This window comes from Serpentinimonas maccroryi, from assembly GCF_000828915.1.
GTDB classification, from domain to species: Bacteria; Pseudomonadota; Gammaproteobacteria; order Burkholderiales; family Burkholderiaceae_C; genus Serpentinimonas; species Serpentinimonas maccroryi.
In genome coordinates, this window is the sequence record NZ_AP014569.1 from 1,944,728 (window position 1) to 1,965,324 (window position 20,597).

Consider the following 20,597-nt stretch of genomic DNA (forward strand, 5'->3'; position numbering starts at 1 on the left):
CCGTGCGGGCCCAGCACCACAGCGCCCGCCCTACCCCAGCGCCTACCCCGGCGCCTACCCCAGCGCCTGCTCGAGCGCATCGACAAAGCGCGCCGCCACGTCGAAGCCGGTTTGATCGGTGATTTCCTGAAAGCAGGTCGGGCTGGTGACGTTGATTTCGGTCACGCAGTCACCGATCACATCCAGGCCCACCAGCAACAAGCCGCGCGCCGCCAGCTGCGGGCCGATGGCGCGGGCCAGCGCCCAGTCGCGCTCGCTCAGGGGCTGCGCCACGCCTTTGCCGCCGGCGGCCAGGTTGCCGCGCACCTCGCCGCCTTGTGGGATGCGCGCCAAACAAAAGGGCACCGCCTCGCCGCCGATCAGCAGCACGCGCTTGTCGCCCTGGGCGATTTCGGGCAAAAAGCGCTGCACCATCACCGTGCACTGGCCGTGGCGGTTCAGGGTTTCGATGATGACACCGAGGTTGAGCCCGTCGGGGCCGACGCGGAAAATCCCCATGCCGCCCATGCCGTCGAGCGGCTTCAAGATGATGTCGCGCTGCTCGGCGTGAAAGGCGCGGATGGCCGCGGCAGAGCGCGTCACCAGCGTGGGCGGGGCGTACTGGGCAAACTCCAGCAGCGCCAGCTTTTCTGGGTGTTCGCGCAGCGCCTGCGGCCGGTTGAACACGCGCGCGCCCTCGCGCTCGGCTTGCTGCAGCAGGTGCGTGGCGTAGAAGTACTCGCTGTCAAAGGGCGGGTCGGCGCGCATCAGCACGGCGTCGAAGTCGCGCAGCGCCAGCGCGCTGCGGGCACCCACCCGGTACCAGTCGCTCGGGTGGCCGGTGAGCTCGAGGGCTTGCGCCCACGCCTGCACCGGGCCGCCGCTTTGCCAGTGCAGATCGGCCGCTGTGCACACCGCCAACTCGTGCCCGCGGCGCTGGCATTCGCGCAGCATGGCAAAGGTGCTGTCCTTGGCGATCTTGAAGCCGGCCAGCGCGTCGGCCACGCACAGCAGCCGCCGGGGCTGCGCACGCATCAGTCGAGCTCCTCGGCCATGGGGTCGGTGGCTTCGAGCTCGTAACTCGCCGCCAGCATCGCCAGCCGGGCGATCACGCCATAGAGGTAGAAGCGATTGGGCACGCTGGCCCCCGGCTTTTGCCCCGGCTGGGGCTGCTGCGCGCTTTTCTCGAAGGCCAGCGGTGCAAAGCTGGAACCGGGAGCGTTGAGGTTTTCGTCGGTGCCGCGCTCGGCGTGCACGCGGTAAAAACCGCCCACCACGTAGCGGTCCATCATATAGACCACCGGCTCGGCCACGGCGTCGTTGACGCGCTCGTGCGTCAGCACGCCTTCTTGAATGATCACGTCCGAGACCGGCTGGCCGTCTTTGATCACCGCCATCTTGTTCTTGGTCTTGCGGTTGAGGTCGGACAGATCAGAGGCGTCGCGCACCGTCATCACGCCCATGCCGTAGGTGCCGTTGTCGGCCTTGACGATGACGAAGGGCTTCTCGCGGATGCCGTATTCTTTGAACTTCTTTTTGATTTTGCCCAGCAGCGCATCGACGTTGCTCTGCAGGCACTCCATCCCGGTGCCTTCGGCAAAATTGACCTGCCCGCAGTGGTTGAAGAGCGGGTTGATGAGCCACGGGTCCATGCCCAGCAGCTTGCCAAAGCGCTTGGCCACCGCTTCGTAGGCGGCAAAGTGCTGGCTTTTTTTGCGCACATGCCAGCCGGCGTGCAGCGGCGGCAACAGGTACTGCTCGTGCAAGTCTTCCAAAATGCCGGGCACGCCGGCGCTCAGGTCGTTGTTGAGCAGCACCGTGCAGGGGTCGAAGTGCTTGAGCCCGACACGCTTGCCCTGGCGCAGCAGCGGCTCGATGCGCACCTGCTCGCCGTTGGGCAGGTCGATGGTCACGGGCGCTTTGAGCTCGGGGCTGAGCGAACCCAGACGCACATTGAGGCCGGCCTGATAAAAGATTTTCTGCAGCTGCGCCACGTTCATCAGGTAGAACATGTTGCGCGTGTGGTTTTCGGGCACCAGCAGCAGGTTTTTGGCCTCGGGGCAGATTTTTTCGATCGCCGCCATCGCCGCCTGCACCGCCAGCGGCAGCATCTCGGGCGTGAGGTTGTTCCAGCCGCCCGGGAACAGGTTGGTGTCCACCGGTGCCAGTTTGAAGCCGGCGTTGCGGATATCGACCGAACTGTAAAACGGCGGCGTGTGCTCCATCCACTCGAGCCGGAACCAGCGCTCGATCACGGGGGTGGACTCGAGCACGCGCTGCTCGAGCTCGTTGATGGGGCCGGTCAGGGCAGTGACTAGATGAGGAACCATGGCCCGACTTTAACCCATCAAGGCTTCAAAAACTCTCCCACTCGCCCTCGGTGTTGTTGGCCGCTTTGGGGCTGGCTTTGGCGCTGTTGCGGTTGGGCAAGGCCTTGGGGGCCAACGGGGCAGGTTGGGCTGGGCTGCGGGCCGGCGCTGAGGCCTGGGCTTTGGCAGCGGCCGGCGCAGCTGCGGGCAGCGCCTTGGCCGAGGCGCTCGGGTGCGCTTGCGGCTTGGGCAACGGTGTGGCTTTGGCGGGCTTGGATGCCGGCGCTGTGCTGCGTGCTCCAAACTGTGCCGAGGTGGCCTGAGCCCGGGCTTGGGTGGCGGGCGCAAGGCCCCCTCCTTTAGGCGCCAGGGCGCGTGTTTGGTCCGCTGGGCCGCTGACGGCGCCGGTGCGGAAGGAGCCGATCGCCTCAGCCAAGCGCCCGGCCTGGTCGCGCAGGCTCTCGGCGGCGGCGGCGCTTTGCTCGACCAGCGCGGCGTTTTGCTGCGTCATCTGGTCGAGTTGGTTCACCGCCACGTTGACCTGGCCGATGCCCTCGCTCTGCTCGGCCGCTGCGGCCGTGATCTCGCCGATGATGTCGCTCACGCGCTGCACGCTGGTGACGATCTCTTGCATGGTCTCGCCAGCCTCTTGCACCAAGCGGCTGCCGCTGCCCACCTTTTCGACGCTGGCGCCGATCAGAGCCTTGATCTCTTTGGCGGCTTCGGCGCTGCGCCCGGCCAGGCTGCGCACCTCAGAGGCCACCACGGCAAAGCCGCGCCCTTGCTCGCCCGCCCGCGCCGCCTCCACCGCGGCGTTGAGCGCCAAAATGTTGGTCTGGAACGCGATGCCATCGATGACACCGATGATGTCGGAGATTTTTTGGCTGCTGGCGCTGATGTCGTTCATGGTGTGCACCACCTGCCCCACCACCGCGCCGCCTTTTTGTGCCACTTGCGCCGCGCTGGCTGCCAACTGGTTGGCTTGGCGCGCCGAATCCGCTGTCTGCTTGACCGTGGCCGTGAGCTGCTCCATGCTGGAGGCGGTTTCTTCGAGGTTGCTGGCGGCTTGCTCGGTGCGCCGGCTCAAGTCTTGGTTGCCGTTGGCGATTTCTTCGGATGCGGTTCCAATGCTGTCGTTGGCCTGGCGCACTTTGCCAACGATGTCGAGCAAAGACACCTTCATGGCTGCCAATGCCCGCAACAAATCGCCCAGCTCATCGGTGCGGTTGCTGGTTACGCTGCGCGTCAAATCCCCTTGGGCCACCGCTTGCGCCAACTCCACCGCTTGTTGAATCGGGGCGCCGATCGAGCGCCCGATGCGCCACGCCAACAGCACAGAAATGAGCAGAGCCGCCACAAAAAGCACCCCAACCAACAGGTACAGGGCTCGGAATTCGGCCTGAATCTGCGCCTGCAACGCCGCCATCGACGCCAACTCACCATCGACCAGCGCCTGCGTGACCTCCACGTAGCGGTTGGTGACGGGCAAAAACTGGCTCTCGATCAGCGCCCGTGCGGCGGCATCGTCGCCGGCGGCCTTGAGCTGGTTGACGGCATCGCGGGCAGCCAGCCACTGCGTGCGCACTTCGCCCACCACGCCGGCGCGCTGCAGCGAGTCGGCTTCTCCCTCAGCCAGTGCCAAGAATTCCGTTTGGGTGGCGGTGGTGTCGCGCGAGGTTTGGGCCATGGCAGCGCGAAAAAACTCGAGCACCTCGGTGCCCGGCGACACTGCCACCGCCAGCGAGCGTGCTGAATTTTGGCGTATGTGGGCCAGCCATTCACTGGCCAGCTCCAGCTTGCTGGCTTTGACCCGCATTTGCTGGCTCAAGTCACGCACCTGCTCTGCCTTCCAGGCCGTAGCAGCCAAAACCACTGCAAACAGCAGCAAAATACCAGCAAAAGCACCATTCAGGCGCCGCTGCACCGTGCCCAACAGGCCGCGGGATTGCAGCTCGGCTGCGTAAGCGTTTTGAGACATCTAAAAATCCTCGACGTTATAAATAGATAGCAACTCCGCCCTAGCTCACCGCCCAGGCATGGTCAAGCGCCGCTCTGCGCCCTGGTAGCCCGAGGCTTTTCCATGCCCGCGGGTCGCGGTGCGCTGCAGCGGCGGGTGGCCGGGGTGCGCGGCGTCTTGCAAACGAAATACCGCCACCAGCTCGCTCAAGCGCTGCGCCTGGTCGCTCAAGGCTTGGGCGGCTGCGGCGCTTTGCTCGACCAAAGCGGCGTTTTGCTGTGTCATCTGGTCGAGCTGGGCCACTGCGCCGTTGACCGACGACAGGCCGCTGGCCTGCTCGCCGCTGGCGCTGCTGATCTCGGTGATGAAAGCCGAGACCTTGTGCGCGTTGGCCACGATTTCGCGGATGTTGGTGCCGGCTTGGTGCACCAGCTTGGAGCCGGCTGCAACGGTTTCGACGCTGGCTCCTATGAGCTGCTTGATCTCGCGCGCTGCTGCCGCGCTGCGCCCGGCCAGCGAGCGCACCTCGGTGGCCACCACGGCAAAACCACGGCCAGCCTCGCCAGCGCGTGCCGCCTCTACTGCCGCATTCAGGGCCAAGATGTTGGTCTGGAAGGCAATGCCGTCGATCACGCCGATGATGTCGTGTATCTTCTGGCTGCTTTGGTTGATTGCATCCATGGTGCGCACCACCTGGCCCACCACCTCTCCGCCCCGTTCGGCCACGCTGGCATTGTCCTGCGCCAAACCCAGGGCCGACTGCGCCGCCTGGCTCGATTGCTGCCCAGCTACTGTGATCTGATCCATGCTGCTGGCGGTTTGCTGCAGGTTGCTGGCCGTCTGCTCGGTGCGCTGGCTCAGGTCCTGGTTGCCGCTGGCGATCTCGCTGCTGGCTTGGTGGATGCTCTCGGCCGCCTGGCGCACCTCGCCCACCGTGCGCGCCAGCGAGGCCTGCATGTCGGCGAGGTTGCGCATGAGCTCGGCGATTTCGTCGCGCCCGTTCAGGTCGGGTGTGGTGCTCAGGTCGCCGCGGGCAATCGCCACCGCCAGCCCCTGCGCCTGCTCCAGCGGCCGCGTGATGCTCACCATATTGAGCAGGGTCGAGGGCATGACCACCAGCACGGCCAAGCACAAAACACCCAAAAACAACCACAGCGCCCAGCTGGCGCTGCTGGCCGCCTCGGCCGCAAGCAGCTCGAGCGCCGCGCGTGCCTGCTCGGTCTGCGCGCCTTGCTGAGCCAGTTGCAGCAGCTCGTTTTGCACGCCGATCAGGCTCTGAATACCCCACCAACCAGCCGCCCCCAGCAGCATGAGCAAAGCAAAAACGACCCCGATCGCGCCGATCATGCGCAAGCGGATGGAAAACAGGCGCATCAGGGCGGTGCCGTCCATGGTCAGGCCCGGCTGTCGATCAGCCCCATGTCGGCGCTGGCCATCAGGGCTTCGATGTCCATCAAAATCAGCATGCGCTCGCCCACGCTGGCAATGCCGGTGATGAAGGTGGTGTCCACCGCAGCGTTGGCCATCTCGGGCGCCGGGCGGATCTGGTCGTGCGCCAGTTCCAGCACATCGGAAACCGAATCGACCACCGCGCCCACCACCCGGCCCTTGACGTTGAGCACGATCACCACCGTAAAGCTGTTGTATTCGATCTTCTCGCAGCCGAGCTTGATGCGCAGATCGACCACCGGCACAATCACGCCGCGCAGATTGACCACGCCCTTGAGGTGCGGCGGCGAGTTGGCAATGCGCGTGGGCTCTTCGAACGAGCGGATTTCTTGCACCCGCAGGATGTCGATGCCGTATTCCTCGGCACCGAGCCTAAAACTCAGGTATTCGGCGCTGCCGCCAGCGGCACCTGCAGCGCCGCGCTTGGCTTGGGACGGGGATTGCTCAAAGGTATTCATGCAAACTCCATAAAATGGTGCAAATATAGCAAAAATTTCTGTCAATTACTGAGCGCCAATCGGGCTTGCGAAAATCGGCTCAGGCGTCGTCGAACTCGACCAAGGTGTGCAGGGCCAAGCCGCTGTCGCGCAAGCGCTGCACGCCCCCCAACCCGGGCAGCGCCACGATCGCCGCACCCTCGAGCACCTGCGCGCCGAGCTTTTCCAGCAGGCGCTTGCCCGCCAGCATGGTGCCACCGGTGGCGATCAGATCGTCGATCAGCAGCACGCGCTCGCCCTTTTGCACCGCGTCGGTGTGCAGTTCCACGGTGGCGCTGCCGTATTCCAGCTCGTAGCTCTCCTGCACGGTGGTGTAGGGCAGTTTGCCCTTTTTGCGGATGGGCACGAAGCCAACGCCCAGCTCGTAGGCCAGCACCGCGCCGATGATGAAACCGCGTGCGTCCAGCCCCGCCACCACGTCGGGGCGCTGGCCGCGCGCCATGTAGCGGTGCACAAAAACGTCGATCAAGACCCGAAACACCTTGGGGTCTTGCAGCAACGGCGTGATGTCGCGAAACTGCACCCCGGGGGCCGGCCAGTCGGGCACGGTGCGAATGTGGGCCTTGAGGTAAGCGGAAGTGTCCATCCGACGATTATGAAGCGAAAACCGCAGCCAAACCGATGCGCCAGCGCCTCTTGATTTGCTCTGGTTGATAATCCAAACATGGCCCAGACGCAACCCCACGCCGCCCCCGCTTTGCTGCCCCACCCCGATCAAGCCGAGTACCCCGCGCACACCAGCGCCCCGGCGTCCGCGCAGCGCCTGCTGCAACTGGCGCGCGACACGCTGGCCATCGAGGCGCAGGCGCTGCACGACATGGCCCAGCGGCTCGACACCCGCTTCGTGCAGGCGGTGGAGCGCATGCTGGCCTGCCGTGGCCGCGTGGTGGTGAGCGGCATGGGCAAAAGCGGCCACGTGGGGCGAAAGATCGCCGCCACCCTGGCCTCCACCGGCACCCCGGCGCTGTTCATGCACCCAGGCGAAGCCAGCCACGGCGACTTGGGCATGATCACCAGCGCCGACGTGTTGCTGGCCATCAGCAACAGCGGCGAGAGCGAGGAGCTCAGCGCCATCTTGCCGCTGATCAAGCGCATGGGGGTGCCGCTGCTGGCCATGACCGGCCGCGCCGACTCGAACCTAGGCCGCCACGCCGACGTGCTGCTCGACACCAGCGTGGCCAAAGAAGCCTGCCCGCACAACCTCGCCCCCACCGCCAGCACCACCGCCCAACTGGCGATGGGCGACGCGCTCGCCGTGGCCTTGCTGGACGCGCGCGGCTTCAAGGCCGAAGACTTTGCCCGCTCGCACCCCGGCGGCGCGCTCGGGCGCAAGCTGCTCACCCTAGTGGCCGACGTGATGCGCCCGGCCGAGCAAGCCCCGCGCGTGGGCCTGCAGGCGCGCCTGCCCGAGATCATGCGCGAGATCAGCGCCAAAGGGTTAGGGGCCACCGCCGTGGTGGACGCCGACGGCGTGCCCGTGGGCATCTTCACCGACGGCGACTTGCGCCGCCTGATCGAGCGCGGCGCCGACCTGCAATCTTTGCGCGCCGAACAGATCATGCACCCGGACCCGCACACCGTGCGCCCGCAGGCGCTGGCGGTCGAGGCCGCCGAGCGCATGGAAACGCACCGCATCACCAGCGTGCTGGTGGTCGATGACGCTGGCCGCCTGTGCGGCGCCCTCAACAGCCACGACCTGATGCGCGCCAAGGTGATTTGATTCCTACGCCCACCGCCAAGCCCACTTCATGTCCTCTACACCCTATCCAGTCGCGGCGCAGCCGGCCCCCTCGATCGACCCCGCCCTGCCGGCGTTGCGCCCTAGCCTGCAGTTCGACCCCGCTGTGTTGCTGCGCGCCCAAGGCATACGGGTGGTGTTTTTCGACATCGACGGCGTCCTCACCGACGGCGGCCTGTACTTCAGCGATGCGGGCGAGACCCTCAAGCGCTTCCACAGCCTCGACGGCCACGGCATCAAGCTGCTGCAGCGCGCCGGCATCGAGGTGGCGGTGGTGAGCGGCCGCGACTCGGCCCCCTTGCGCACCCGCTTGCAGGCGCTGGGCGTGAAGCACAGCCGGTTGGGCTGTGAAATCAAAAAGCCCGCCGCCGAAAGCCTGTTGAGCGCGCTGGGCCTGGGCTGGCACGAGGCCGCCGCCATGGGCGACGACTGGCCCGACCTGCCCCTGTTGCGCCGCTGCGCGCTGGCGGTGGCGCCGCCGCTGGCCCACCCCGAGGTGCGGCAGGTGGCGCACCACACCACGCAAGCGGCAGGCGGCCACGGCGCTGCGCGCGAGCTCTGCGACCTGCTGCTGGTGGCCAGCGGCCACTACGCCCGCTTGCTGCAGGAGGCCGGTGCTTGAACCCCCGCCCTAGCTTGGGGCCCGCGCCTGTGCTTGCAACCGTGCCAGCCCGCGCGCTGGGGCGCGACCCGGCGCGGCTGCTCAAGCGCGCTTGGGACCACGCCTCGCTGTACCTGCCCGTGATCCTCATGGGCCTGCTGGCGCTGGGCAGTTACTGGATCATTGGCCAGAGCCCTGCGCCGGCCGAACCGCCCGCGGCGCGCGCGCCGGTAACGGGCCCCGGCGCCGTGATGCAGGATTTTTTGCTGCGCGACTTCGGCCCCGACGGGCAGCTGCTGCTCAAAATCGAAGGCGTACAGCTTCACCATTATCCGGGCGCCGCGCGCTTGGTGGTCGAGCAAGTGCGCCTGCAGCAGCGCGACGCCCAAGGCCACTTGAGCTTTGCCCAAGCCGATCGCCTTGAGAGCACCACCGACCGCACCGTGCACCGCCTCAGCGGCAACGTGGTGCTGCTGCGTCCGGCGCGCGCCGCCACCGCCACGCAAGCCGCCGTGCCCGAGCAAGAATTTCGCAGCCAAGCGCTGACGCTCTACACCCAAGCCAACCGGATCGAGTCGGATCAGCCCGTCGAAATCCGCAGCGGCGCGCACCTGCTTCGGGCCCAGCGCATGCGCTACAACCAAAGCACGGGCCAACTCGAATTGCAGGGCCAAGTGCGCGCCACCCTGGCGCCCCCGGCTCAATAGGGAAGCCCTAAAAAAGCAAACCCAAAAAAAGCCATACAACGCGTCAAAAACACAAAACCCCGCAAACCATGCAGGCTTGCGGGGTTGATAAAGCGCTCAGGCTGGTCGCAAGCGACCAGTTGCTGCGGTTTTAGCGATCGGGTTTAGCGATCAGTAGCCGCGGCCACCGCCGCCGCCACCACCTTCACGCCGGCCACCGCCGCCGTAGGGGCTGCGGAACTGGCCTTCGCCAGCGCCACCACCGTAGCCACCGCCGCCTTCGCGACGGCCACCGCCGCCGCCACCACCGCCGTAGCCACCACCACCACCGCCGCCGCCGCCGCCAAAGCCGCCGCCACCGCTGCGGGGTGGACGCGACTCCATCGGACGCGCTTCATTGACCACCAAGCTGCGGCCACCGAGCGACTGGCCGTTCATGCCTTCGATCGCCGATTGGGCGTCAGAGTCGCTGCCCATTTCTACGAAACCAAAGCCTTTGGAGCGACCGGTGTCGCGCTCCATCATGACTTTAGCGCTGCTTACTTGGCCGAACTCGCCAAAAGCCTTTTGCAAATCTTCGTCGCGCACCGTGTAGGGAAGATTGCCGACGTACAGTTTGTTGCCCATTGAACCGGGACTCCTGAAAACACAAAAAAAACAATAGCGATTGGCACCCCGTTGGCACGAAGATAGCACTTGGCTGGCTGCAGTGGCACGCGAAAAAACCGATCACCTGGAAAGCGCAGCCCACCCGTGGGTGCTCTGCGAGGCCAGATTATGCGCCTCCTGCTACAAAAGACCAAGACATTTTGGCCCAAAGGCTTCAAAATCGGGAAAGCCCTAATCATCGAGCGCAGTTTGGGTGGCTGGCGCCCCGCTTTCGTTGCGAAGCCACAACAGCCGCCACCCATCCCCTATACTGCGCGCCAAGCTTTTTCCCTTTGGGGACTCCTTTGCCAGCGCATTTCTACAGACCGTGATCGCCACCCCACAAACGCTGCACTTCAGTCAGGCGCTGCCTTTGAGCAGCGGCGCCGTGCTGCCCGCCTTCGATCTGGTCTATGAATGCTATGGCCAGCTCAACGCCGCGCGCTCCAACGCCGTGCTGGTGTGTCACGCCCTCAACGCCAGCCACCACGTGGCCGGCCGCCACGCCGACGCCAACGGCGCCCCCATTCCCAAAAGCGAAGGCTGGTGGGACAACCTCATCGGCCCCGGCAAGCCCATCGACACCGAGCGCTGGTTCGTCATCGGCGTCAACAACCTAGGCTCCTGCTTTGGCAGCACCGGGCCCACGCACCTCAACCCGGCCACCGGTCAGCCTTGGGGCGCCGACTTCCCGGTGGTCACGGTCGAGGATTGGGTCAATGCCCAAGCGCGCTTGCTCGACGCGCTGGGCATCGAGCAACTCGCGGCCGTGATCGGCGGCAGCTTGGGCGGCATGCAGGCGCTGTCGTGGACGCTGCAATACCCACGGCGCGTGCGCCACGCGGTGGTGGTGGCCAGCGCGCCCAACCTCACGGCCGAAAACATCGCTTTCAACGAAGTGGCGCGGCGCGCCATCGTCACCGACCCCGACTTCCACGGCGGCCACTACCTGCGCCACGGCACCAAGCCGCGCCGGGGCTTGCGCATCGCGCGCATGATCGGCCACATCACCTACCTGAGCGACGACGTGATGAACGAGAAGTTTGGCCGCCGCTTGCAGGCCTTGGCCGATCTCACCCATGCCGCCGGCGCCTCCAAACCCTCAGACTCCCACGACTCCCCCGACCCCGCCACGCTCGATGCGCTGGAGCGCCTGGCGTACCGCTACAGCACGCAAGAGGTCGAGTTCCAGATCGAGAGCTACCTGCGCCACCAAGGCAACAAGTTCAGCGACTACTTCGACGCCAACACCTACCTGCTCATCACCCGGGCGCTCGACTATTTCGACCCGGCGCGCGACTACGACGGGCACTTGAGCGCGGCGCTGGCGCGCACCGAGGCGCGCTTTTTGCTCATCAGCTTCAGCACCGACTGGCGCTTTGCCCCGGCGCGCTCGCGCGAGATCGTCAAGGCGCTGCTGGACAACAAGCGCGATGTGAGCTACGCCGAAATCGACGCGCCGCACGGCCACGACGCCTTTTTGCTTGACGACCCGCGCTACCACGCCGCCGTGCGCAGCTACTTCGAGCAGCAGATCGCCCCCACCCTAGGGCTGGCGGAGGCCGGGCCGGGGTTGCACAGCGGGCGGGCCACCCCATGAGCGACCGCCTGCTGCTGGAATCGATCGCCCGCCTCGTGCCCACAGGCGCGCGCGTGCTCGATCTGGGCTGTGGCGACGGCGCCTTGCTCGCGCACCTGCGCCAGCACCACGGCTGCAGCGGCTACGGCGTCGAGATCGACGACGCCAAGGTGCAGCTGTGCCTGCGCCGCGGCATCAACGTGCTGCAGCTCAACCTCGAAGACGGGCTGGCGATGTTCGAAGACGACAGCTTCGACCTGGTGCTGCAGATCGACACCCTGCAACACCTGCGCAACACCGAAGTCATGCTGCGCGAGACCGCGCGCGTGGGCCGCGCCGCCATCGTCGCCTTTCCCAACTTTGCCCACTGGCCCAACCGCTTGCGCGTGCTGCAAGGCCGCATGCCGGTGACCAAGCGCCTGCCCTACCAGTGGTACGACACGCCCAACATCCGTGTCGGCACCTACACCGACTTCGAGGTGCTGGCGCAGCGCTTGGGGTTGCATGTGAGCGACTGCTTTGGCCTGCACGAGGGGCGCGAACTGCGCTGGGCCCCCAACTGGCGCGCCAGCACCGCCGTGTTCAAGCTGCTCAAGGGCTGAGCAAGTCGTCGAGCCCCAGACCGCGGAAAAATACGCGCAGCGTCTGCTCTCCCAATTGCTGCAAATCGAAGCGGCTGCGGTCGATCAGCCAGTTGGATATCAGCCCGTCGAACACCACAAACAGGGCTTCGGCGGCCTGATCGGCGGGCATCGGCAAGGCGCGGCCGGTGGCGGCGCACACCGCCTCCAGCACCTGCTGCGTCTGCGCAACGGCCTGCTGCAGGCACTCGCGGCGGCGCTCAAACACCGCAGCGAGCTCGGAAACGAACTCGATCTTCAGGGTGGCAATGGCAAACACGCGCTGTGTGCGCGCATCGTGCACCGTCGCGCTCAGGGCGCCCAACAGGGCCGCATACAGGTCGCGCAAGCGCAGCAGCGCGTCCACCCCTTGCCGGTCGAGGTCGGCAAAGGCCTGCTCCAGCGGCAGCGTGGCGCGCTCCATCATGGCGTTGAAGAGCTCGGCCTTGTCTTTGAAGTGCCAGTAAATCGCCCCCCGGGTGGCACCGGCCGCCGCCGCGATCTCGTGCAGCGGGGTGCGCGACACGCCGCGCTCGAGAAACAGCAGCTCGGCCGCGTCGAGCAAGCGCTGGCGGGTGAGTTCGGCTTCGGCTTTGGTTTTGCGGGGCATGTTGCGTGCTGGAGGCAGGAAAGAGGCTTGGAATTTCCCTAAGCGCAGCAAGTTTAACATACATTCATGGTTGCATGTATAATCCGGCGTCGGCCTCTGCGCTTTCGGTGTGCTTGCTGCATTTCCTCCAAGCTGCGCAGACCGTTCCTGCCTATCGCCCCACACTTCTACACACCCAAAGTTATGCCAGCCCATGCCTGCACCCCGCACCACCCGACCGCACAGGGTCGTCTCACCACCCGCTGGGGGCTGGTGGCCCTCGGCCTGCTGTCGCTCACCCTAGCGGCCTGCGGCGGCTCAGGCGCCGCCCCCTTGGCCGGTGCGGCTGCGGCCCCACCCGCACCCGAAGTCGGGGTGCTGCAAGTGCAACCCGCCCAAGCAGCGCTGGAACTGGATCTGCCCGGCCGGCTGGAGGCGTCGCGGGTGGCCCAGGTGCGGGCCCGCACCAGCGGCATCGTGCAGCAGCGGCTGTTCACCGAAGGCAGCCAAGTGCGCGCCGGCCAGGTGCTGTTTCGCATCGACCCCGCCAGCGCCGACGCCGCCCTAGCCAGCGCCCGCGCCCAGCAGAGCCGGGCCGAAGCCCAGCTCAGCCAAGCGCGGTCGGTGCTGGAGCGCAACCGCCCGCTGGCGGCCGAGCAAGCCATCAGCCAGCAAGAGTTGGTCAACGCCGAAATCGGGCTCAAGCTGGCCCAAGCCGAGCTCGAGCAAGCCCAGGCGGCGGTGCAAACGGCGCGCATCCAGCGCAGCCATGCCGACGTAACGGCCCCGATCGCGGGCCGCGTGGGCCGTGCCTTGGTGAGCGAAGGGGCGCTGGTGGGCCAAGGCGACGCCACCCCCATGGCGCTGATTCAGCAGACCGACCAGCTCTACGTCAACTTCACCCGCAGCGCCAACGAGGTGCTCCAAATGCAGCAGGCCCTGCGCGCCGGCCAGTTGCAGCGCGCAGGCGGCGGCGCGGCGCTGGCGGTGTCGCTGCTGCTGCCCGACGGCAGCCTATACGCGCACCCAGGCCGCCTGTTGTTTACCGACCTCAATGTGGACCCCAGCACCGGACAGGTGACGCTGCGCGCCGCCATTCCAAATCCAGATGGCCTGCTGTTGCCGGGTCTGTACGTGCGGGTGCGGCTGGCGCAAACCCAAGCCCAAGCGGCGGTGCGCCTGCCCTCCCAGGCCATTCAACGCGGCCCGCAAGGCGATCAGGTTCTGCTGGTCGATGCCGCCGGGGTGGTGAGCGCACGACCGGTCAAGCTGGGGCCGCCCCACGACGGGCAGGTGCTGGTGCTGGCCGGCCTGAACGCCGGCGAGCAGGTGGTGGTGGACGGCTTCCAGCGCATAGGCGTGGGCGCAACGGTGCGCCCAGTGCCATGGCAAGCCCCCGCTGGCGCGGCTCCCAACCGCTGACCGGGTGACACGACATGAGCCGATTTTTCATCGACCGCCCCATTTTTGCCTGGGTCATCGCGCTGTTCGTGATGATCGCTGGCGCGCTATCCCTCACCCAACTGCCCGTGACGCAGTACCCGGCAGTGGCCCCACCCGCAATCCAGATCGCCGTCGCCTACCCGGGCGCATCGGCGCAGACGCTCGACGACAGCGTGCTGTCGATCATCGAGCGCGAGATGAACGGCGCGCCGGGGCTGATGTACATGGAGTCGGTGGCGCAAGCCGACGGCACCGGCACCCTGACGCTGAGCTTTGAGCAAGGCACCGACGCGCAACTGGCCCAGGTGGATGTGCAAAACCGCCTCAACCGCGCCACGCCGCGCCTGCCCGCCGCTGTGGCGCAACAGGGGGTGCGCGTCGAACAGGCCAACAACAACTTTCTGCTGTTCGTGATGCTCTCGTCCACCGAGGGCAGCACCGACACCGTGGTGCTGGGCGATTACGCCGCCCGCAGCGTGGTGCCGGTGTTGCAGCGCGTGCCCGGTGTGGGCCAGGCGATGCTGTTTGGCACCGAGCAGGCGATGCGCATCTGGTTCGATCCGGCCCGCCTGCAAGGCCTGGGCCTCAGCAGCGCCGAGGTGCTCAACGCCATTCGCAACCAAAACATCCAGATCCCAGCGGGCGAGATCGGGGCCTTGCCAAACCTGGCCGGTCAAGGCATCGTGGCCACCGTGGTGGTCGAAGGGCAGTTGCGCAGCGTCGCCGATTTCGAGCGCTTGCTGCTGCGTGCCAACCCCGATGGCTCCACAGTGCGGCTGGGCGATGTGGCGCGGGTCGAGCTCGGCGGGCAACTCTACGCCACCAGTGCGCGCCTCAACGGCCAGCCGGCGGTGGGCATCGGCATCCAGCTCGCCACCGATGGCAACGCATTGGCCGCCGCACAGGCGGTGCGCGATCAGCTGCAGCAGCTCGAACGCCACTTTCCGGCTGGGATGCAGTGGTCGATCCCCTATGACAGCTCGCGCTTTGTCGAGATTTCGATCCAGCAGGTGGCGCTGACGCTGGCCGAAGCGGTGGTGCTGGTGTTTTTGATCATGTTTCTGTTTTTGCAGAACTGGCGCTACACCCTGATTCCCACCATCGTGGTGCCCATTGCCCTGCTGGGCACGCTGGCCAGCCTGCTGGCACTGGGTTTTTCGATCAATGTGCTGACGCTGTTTGGCATGGTGCTGGTGATCGGCATCGTGGTCGATGACGCGATCGTGGTGGTCGAAAACGTCGAGCGCATCATGCGCGAGGAAGGCTTGGCGGCACGCGAAGCCACCTACAAAGCGATGCGGCAGATTTCCGGAGCGATCGTGGGCATCACGGTGGTGCTGGTGTCGGTGTTTGTACCCTTGGCCTTTTTCGATGGCGCGATTGGCAACATCTTTCGCCAATTTGCCGCCGTCATGGGCCTGTCGATCGCTTTTTCTGGCTTCTTTGCCCTCACCCTCACCCCGGCGCTGTGCGCCACTTTGCTCAAGCATGCCCCGGCTGGCCACGCGCAGCAAAAAGGGTTTTTTGGTTGGTTCAACCGCGGCTTTGATCGCACCACGCAGCGCTATCAGGGGCTGGTGGGAGTTTTGCTGGGGCGGCCAGGGCGCACCTTGGTGGTCTATGTGGCGGTGATTGCGGCCGCGCTGGTGGTCTATCAGCGCCTGCCCACCTCGTTTTTACCCAACGAAGACCAAGGCAACCTGCTCATCAACGTGCAGCTGCCTCCGGGTGCAACCCAAGAGCGCACCCAGGCGGTGATGGAGCAAGTCGAGCAATTCATGCTCGCACAACCCGAGGTCGAGAGCATGGTCGGGGTGCTGGGCTTTAGTTTTTCTGGCCAAGGGCAAAACGCCGCGCTGGCCTTCGTGACCCTGACCGACTGGAGCGAGCGCAGCGCACCCGAAAACAGCGCCCAAGCGCTGGCCGGCCGCGCCTTCATGGCCTTGTCGGGCGTGCGCGATGCCATCATCTTCCCCTTGAGTCCGCCGCCCATCCCAGAGCTGGGCAGCGCATCGGGCTTCAGCTTTAGGCTGCAAGACCGGGCGGGCCAAGGCCATGACGCGCTGTACGCGGCGCGCAACCAGTTGCTCGGGCTGGCCGCGCAAAGCCCGGTGTTGGCCCAAGTGCGCCCCGACGGACTGGAGCCCGCACCGCAATTGCAACTCGACATCGACCGCGAGCGCGCAGCGGCGCTGGGCGTGGGCTTCGAACAGATCGCACACACGCTCTCGGTGGCTTTGGGATCGGCCTACGTGAACGACTTCCCCAATGCTGGGCGGCTGCAGCGGGTGCTGGTGCAAGCCGATGCGCCGGCGCGCATGCAGCCCGAAGACCTGCTGCGCCTGACGGTGCCCAACCAGCAAGGCCAGGCGGTGCCCTTGTCGGCCTTTGCGCGCACGCACTGGGTGCTGGGGCCGATGCAGTCGGTGCGCTACAACGGCTTCCCCGCGATGCGCATCAATGGCGAGGCAGCGCCGGGCTTTAGCAGCGGTGCCGCGATGGCCGAAATGGAGCGTCTGGTCAGCCAGTTGCCACCCGGATTTGGCTTCGAGTGGACCGGGCAATCGTTTGAAGAGCAACGCGCGGGTGCTCAAGCGTACATCGTCTATGCGCTGGCGATTCTGGCGGTGTTCCTGTGCCTGGCCGCTTTGTACGAGAGCTGGACGATCCCGCTGGCGGTGATCTTGGTGGTGCCGCTGGGCATGCTCGGGGTCTTGCTGGCGGTGTTGCTGCGCGGGCTCGATGCCGACGTGTATTTTCAGATCGGGCTCATCACCATCATCGGGCTATCGGCCAAAAATGCCATTTTGATCGTGGAGTTTGCCAAAGATTTGCAAGCCCAAGGCCGCAGCGTGCGCGACGCAGCGCTGGAGGCGGCGCGACTGCGGCTGCGGCCCATCATCATGACTTCGCTGGCATTTACCGCCGGGGTGGTGCCACTGGCCATTGCCACCGGTGCAGGGGCGCAAAGCCAGCAGGCGATAGGCACGGGGGTGATCGGCGGCATGATCACGGGCACCTTGCTGGCAATCGCTTTCGTGCCGGTTTTCTTCCTGGTGGTGCGCACCGCTTTCCAAGGCAGCCTGCGCCAACATTTCGTGCATCAAGACGACGCACAACAGATCGGGGTGCGACATGACTAAACGCTTGACTGCAACGCTGCGGCTGCGCCTGTGGGGCGCGAGCGCTCTGGCCTTTGGGTTGTTAAGCGGCTGCTCACAGTTCCAGCCCTACCAGCGCGCCGACATCGCTCTGCCCAGCCACTGGGCCACGGCAGGCGCCGAGGCCACCCGCACCGCCACCGAGCCGTCTGCGGCACCACTGCCGTGGCGCGGCTTTGTCAACCATGCGCCGCTGCAAACGCTGATCGAGCAGGCGTTGGAGCACAACCTCGATGCCCGCATCGCCCAGCGCCAAATGGCGCAACTGCAAGCCCAATGGCAGCAGCGCCGCGCCGCCCAAGGCCCTACGCTGGCCGCCGCCGCCGACGCCCAACGCGCGGGCGGTGACGGCGCCATGGGCAACCAGTACCGCGCCGGGCTGCTGGTTTCCAGCTGGGAAATCGACTTTTTTGGCCGGCTGCAAAGCCTATCGGAGGCCGCGCGGGCGCAGTACCTGGCATCAGCCGAAGCCGAGCGCTGGGTGCGCGTGAGCTTGGTGTCTGGGGTGGTGGCGGCATGGCTCGAGGTGCAAAGCGCACACGCCCTGCTCGAGGTGTCGCAGCGCACCTTGGCCAACCACGAGGCCAGCTTGCGGCTGGTGCAGCTGCGCTTGCAACACGGCACCGCCTCGGCCCTGCAGCGCCAGCACAGCGAGGCGCTGGTGCAAGCCGCGCGGGTGGCGCAAGCGCGCCAGCAGCGCCAGCTGCAGCTGGCCTTGCACCAGTTGCAGCAGCTGGTGGGGCCGCTGCACGACCCGGCCGCCAGCACACCGGCTCCCCTACCCAACGACACCAGCAGCGCCAACGGCAACCAAACGCTGGCGCTGCTGCAGCCGGTGGCCGTCGGCCTGCCCTCCGAGGTGCTGTTGCAGCGCCCCGATGTGCGCGCCGCCGAAAACCGGCTGGCTGCCGCCCAAGCGCAGATCGGGGCGGCACGCGCGGCCTTCTTTCCGCGCATCGCGCTCACCGCCCAGCTCGGCAGCGCCAGCACCGAACTGGCCGGCCTGTTTGCCAGCGGCAGCTGGGGCTGGACGCTGGCCCCGCAAGCCCTGCTGCCGCTGTTCGACTACGGCGCCAACCGGGCGGGTTTGGCGGCGGCGCAGGCCGAACGCGACATCGCCCTGCTGCAGTACGAGCAAGCCATACAAAGCGCATTTAAAGAAGTGCGCGACGCGCTCGCCAGCCAAAGCTTGATGCAGACCGAATACGCTGCGCAGCAGGCGCTGTGGCAGGCCGAAAGCCAGCGCGCCCACTTAAGCGCGCGGCTGCTGGCGTTGGGCAGCGCCAGCCAACTGGAACTGCTCGACGCCCAGCGCAGCGCCTTTGCCGCCGAACAGCAACTGGTGCAGCTGCGCTTTGCCCTGCTGCAAAATCGGGTCGCCCTGTACCGCGCCACCGGCGGGCATTGACGCCGTGGCGGCGGTCGCCCAGTGGCGCCCTTCGCAGCTTGGCTCCCTGCGCTCTGATTTAGAGGCTGTCGCACCCCTGCAGCCCGCACTCGCGGCGCAAATCGAGCGTGGCGCGCTGCCCCAGGTCGGCGCGGTGGGCTTGCAGCCAGGCGTCGGCGACGCTGTGGCCACGCGCATACAGATCGAGCAAGAAGGGCGGGTCGGTGCGCAGTTTGGATGCCGCCCCCAGCTCAACCAGCGCTGCGCCGCCGTCGATGCGGTGCGTGCGCAGCGCGGCGATGCGCGCCATGAGCGGGTCGCGCCCGGGGTGCGTGGCCGCCGGGCCGTCTTGCTCGATCAGGTTTTTGAGCAACTGCACCGTGCGCAGCTCTTTGAGCAGGCTGGCGTTGAAAGTGATCTCGCCGACCCGGTCCATGATGTCGGCCACCTGCTGCGGCACCTGGCTGCGCAGCATCGGGTTGATCTGCACCAGCAGCAAGTCGTCGGCTGGGCTTTCGCTGATGAGCGGCATGAGCGAGGGGTTGCCGGCGTAGCCGCCGTCCCAATAGGCTTCGCCGTCGATCTCCACGGCCTGAAACAGCGTGGGCAAGCAAGCCGAAGCCAGCGCCACCTCGGCGCTCAGCTCGTGCTGGCGAAACACGCGCAAGGCGCCGGTGCGCACGTGCGTGGCGGCGATGAACAGCTGCGTTTTGGTGCAAGCGCGCACGCGCTCAAAATCGACCGTGCGCTCCAAAATGCTGCGCAGCGGATTGAGGTCGAGCGGGTTGAACTGATACGGCGAAAACGGCTGGCCGATGGCCTTGCTCCACCAGCGCATCGACTCTTGGCTGGCCTGCTGCCAGGCTTGCACGCCGGGCAGGCGCGCCGTCCACGCACTGAAGCCACCCATGGCCGGCTGCAGCAGCGCAAAGGGCGATTGCGCCCCCACCTGGGTCCAGAAGTCGCGCAGGGTTTTGCGCGCGCCCTCGCGCCCGCCCTCCATCAGCCCGGCGGCCAGCGCCACCGCGTTCATGGCCCCGGCGCTGGTGCCGCTGATGGCCGCGATTTCTAGGGTTTCGTCTTGCAGCAGCCGGTCCAGCACACCCCACGTGAAGGCGCCATGCGCACCACCGCCTTGCAAGGCGAGGTCGATCGGCAGGGGTTTGGTGGGGCTTGGGGCTTGGGTCATGAGGCCATTATGCTGCATTGCAACATCATATGCACCACAGCCTGCTGACCGGGGCGGCTTTGCTGCAGTGAGCCGGTCGCGCGAGGGTCGTGGTCTGGCTGGGCTGGCGGCGCGGGCGGGACGCATGGACGCGCAGTGGCTGCGTTTTGAGCGCCCACGCAGACGCAAAAAACCCCCAAGGCACGAAGGTGCTGGGGGGGGTTTGGCACACTTTTGATCAGGGCTACGGCCAAGGGGCGAAAAAAATCAGTGGTGGCAAACCTCTTTGCGGTCGCCGATGCGCACCACAAGGATGCGCAGAGCACTGTCCTCGATGCTGGCGATGATGCGCCAGTCGCCGACACGGTACTTCCAAAAGACCCCCAGCTTGGAGCCCTTGAGGGCTTTGCCGATGCTGCGGGGGTCGTCGAGATGGGCGACACGCCCATGCAAAAAAACAAGGATGCGCCGCGCTACCTGCGGGTCGATTCTGCAAAGCTCGCGCTCGGCGGCGGGGTCGAGTTCAACCTTCCATGCCATAGCGCTTCATCACTTCTTCGAGAGGCACGGTCTGGGTTTTGCCTGAGCGAATATCGATCAGGCGTTGCTCGGCCAAGTACAAATCTTCGAGGTCGTCTAGGTGCTCAAGGATGGCCTCGCGGGCGTAGAAGGTCTTGGTGCGGCCGGTGGCTCGCGCCAGCGCTTCAAGGCGGCTTTCCACCTCAGCGGGTAGTCGGATGGCAAGCATGCTTCATACTCCTTTGGATGAATTTATACAAGTATAGC

General features: G+C 66.4%; 19 protein-coding genes. 8 read left to right on the forward strand and 11 right to left on the reverse strand.

Annotated features, from left to right (window positions below; translation table 11 throughout):
* Positions 1–54 precede the first annotated feature (54 nt).
* From gshB to SMCB_RS09000, 6 genes are all read right to left on the reverse strand, one after another.
* Entirely contained in the window at positions 55–1,014 is a 960-nt protein-coding gene (gshB, locus tag SMCB_RS08975) for a glutathione synthase (protein WP_045536425.1), read from the reverse strand.
* Positions 1,014–2,309 carry a glutamate--cysteine ligase gene (gene gshA / locus SMCB_RS08980; protein ID WP_045536427.1) on the reverse strand — a complete coding sequence of 432 codons (1,296 nt, stop codon included), beginning with the start codon at positions 2,307–2,309 and terminating at the stop codon, positions 1,014–1,016. The genes gshB and gshA overlap by 1 nt, the downstream gene beginning before the upstream one ends.
* Positions 2,310–2,334: 25 nt before the next feature.
* Positions 2,335–4,266 (reverse strand): methyl-accepting chemotaxis protein, encoded by a 1,932-nt coding sequence (locus tag SMCB_RS08985; protein WP_082027335.1) that lies wholly within the window; start codon positions 4,264–4,266, stop codon positions 2,335–2,337.
* A gap of 45 nt (positions 4,267–4,311) precedes the next feature.
* Positions 4,312–5,637, reverse strand: a complete 1,326-nt coding sequence (locus tag SMCB_RS08990; protein WP_045536429.1) for a methyl-accepting chemotaxis protein — start codon at positions 5,635–5,637, stop codon at positions 4,312–4,314.
* A gap of 2 nt (positions 5,638–5,639) precedes the next feature.
* The gene (locus SMCB_RS08995; protein WP_045536431.1) at positions 5,640–6,152 is read right to left on the reverse strand and encodes a chemotaxis protein CheW; all 513 of its coding nucleotides are present in this window, start codon (positions 6,150–6,152) and stop codon (positions 5,640–5,642) included.
* Positions 6,153–6,231: 79 nt separating this feature from the next.
* Entirely contained in the window at positions 6,232–6,777 is a 546-nt protein-coding gene (locus tag SMCB_RS09000; RefSeq protein WP_045536433.1) for an adenine phosphoribosyltransferase, read from the reverse strand.
* Between the two features lie 78 nt (positions 6,778–6,855).
* On the opposite strand from SMCB_RS09000, the gene SMCB_RS09005 reads away from it, so the two are divergent.
* From SMCB_RS09005 to lptC, 3 genes are read left to right on the forward strand one after another with little or no spacing between them, the layout of a single operon-like run.
* Positions 6,856–7,911, forward strand: a complete 1,056-nt coding sequence (locus tag SMCB_RS09005) for a KpsF/GutQ family sugar-phosphate isomerase (protein WP_082027336.1) — start codon at positions 6,856–6,858, stop codon at positions 7,909–7,911.
* 28 nt (positions 7,912–7,939) lie between these two features.
* A complete protein-coding gene (locus SMCB_RS09010; RefSeq protein ID WP_045536435.1) occupies positions 7,940–8,551 on the forward strand; it encodes a KdsC family phosphatase in 612 nt (203 codons plus the stop codon).
* Positions 8,548–9,237, forward strand: a complete 690-nt coding sequence (gene lptC / locus SMCB_RS09015; protein WP_144400325.1) for an LPS export ABC transporter periplasmic protein LptC — start codon at positions 8,548–8,550, stop codon at positions 9,235–9,237. Before SMCB_RS09010 ends, lptC begins: the two co-directional genes overlap by 4 nt.
* Positions 9,238–9,387: 150 nt before the next feature.
* On the opposite strand, the gene SMCB_RS09020 is transcribed toward lptC, so the two are convergent.
* Positions 9,388–9,843 carry an RNA recognition motif domain-containing protein gene (locus SMCB_RS09020; protein WP_045536439.1) on the reverse strand — a complete coding sequence of 152 codons (456 nt, stop codon included), beginning with the start codon at positions 9,841–9,843 and terminating at the stop codon, positions 9,388–9,390.
* A 349-nt stretch (positions 9,844–10,192) separates the two neighbouring features.
* On the opposite strand from SMCB_RS09020, the gene metX reads away from it, so the two are divergent.
* The gene (gene metX / locus SMCB_RS09025; RefSeq protein WP_045536441.1) at positions 10,193–11,464 is read left to right on the forward strand and encodes a homoserine O-acetyltransferase MetX; all 1,272 of its coding nucleotides are present in this window, start codon (positions 10,193–10,195) and stop codon (positions 11,462–11,464) included.
* A complete protein-coding gene (metW, locus tag SMCB_RS09030; protein ID WP_045536443.1) occupies positions 11,461–12,045 on the forward strand; it encodes a methionine biosynthesis protein MetW in 585 nt (194 codons plus the stop codon). The genes metX and metW overlap by 4 nt, the downstream gene beginning before the upstream one ends.
* On the opposite strand, the gene SMCB_RS09035 is transcribed toward metW, so the two are convergent.
* The gene (locus SMCB_RS09035) at positions 12,035–12,673 is read right to left on the reverse strand and encodes a TetR family transcriptional regulator (RefSeq protein WP_045536445.1); all 639 of its coding nucleotides are present in this window, start codon (positions 12,671–12,673) and stop codon (positions 12,035–12,037) included. The two genes, metW and SMCB_RS09035, sit on opposite strands and share 11 nt — an antisense overlap.
* Positions 12,674–12,856: 183 nt before the next feature.
* On the opposite strand from SMCB_RS09035, the gene SMCB_RS09040 reads away from it, so the two are divergent.
* Genes SMCB_RS09040 through SMCB_RS09050 form a run of 3 tightly spaced genes read left to right on the forward strand, consistent with a single transcriptional unit; the run spans position 12,857 to position 18,664 of the window.
* Complete coding sequence (locus tag SMCB_RS09040) at positions 12,857–14,074, forward strand: efflux RND transporter periplasmic adaptor subunit (protein WP_045536447.1); 1,218 nt, start codon at positions 12,857–12,859, stop codon at positions 14,072–14,074.
* Between the two features lie 14 nt (positions 14,075–14,088).
* On the forward strand, positions 14,089–17,238 hold the full coding sequence (locus tag SMCB_RS09045) for an efflux RND transporter permease subunit (protein ID WP_045536449.1): 3,150 nt from the start codon (positions 14,089–14,091) through the stop codon (positions 17,236–17,238).
* On the forward strand, positions 17,231–18,664 hold the full coding sequence (locus SMCB_RS09050) for an efflux transporter outer membrane subunit (protein ID WP_045536451.1): 1,434 nt from the start codon (positions 17,231–17,233) through the stop codon (positions 18,662–18,664). Before SMCB_RS09045 ends, SMCB_RS09050 begins: the two co-directional genes overlap by 8 nt.
* A 58-nt stretch (positions 18,665–18,722) precedes the next feature.
* On the opposite strand, the gene SMCB_RS09055 is transcribed toward SMCB_RS09050, so the two are convergent.
* The 3 genes from SMCB_RS09055 to relB all read right to left on the reverse strand — a co-directional run bounded on the left by SMCB_RS09055 (position 18,723) and on the right by relB (position 20,559).
* Positions 18,723–19,832, reverse strand: a complete 1,110-nt coding sequence (locus tag SMCB_RS09055) for a patatin-like phospholipase family protein (RefSeq protein ID WP_045536453.1) — start codon at positions 19,830–19,832, stop codon at positions 18,723–18,725.
* 246 nt (positions 19,833–20,078) lie between these two features.
* Positions 20,079–20,351 carry a type II toxin-antitoxin system RelE family toxin gene (locus SMCB_RS09060; RefSeq protein ID WP_045536455.1) on the reverse strand — a complete coding sequence of 91 codons (273 nt, stop codon included), beginning with the start codon at positions 20,349–20,351 and terminating at the stop codon, positions 20,079–20,081.
* Positions 20,335–20,559, reverse strand: a complete 225-nt coding sequence (gene relB / locus SMCB_RS09065; protein WP_045536457.1) for a type II toxin-antitoxin system RelB family antitoxin — start codon at positions 20,557–20,559, stop codon at positions 20,335–20,337. Before relB ends, SMCB_RS09060 begins: the two co-directional genes overlap by 17 nt.
* Between the last annotated feature and the right edge of the window lie 38 nt (positions 20,560–20,597).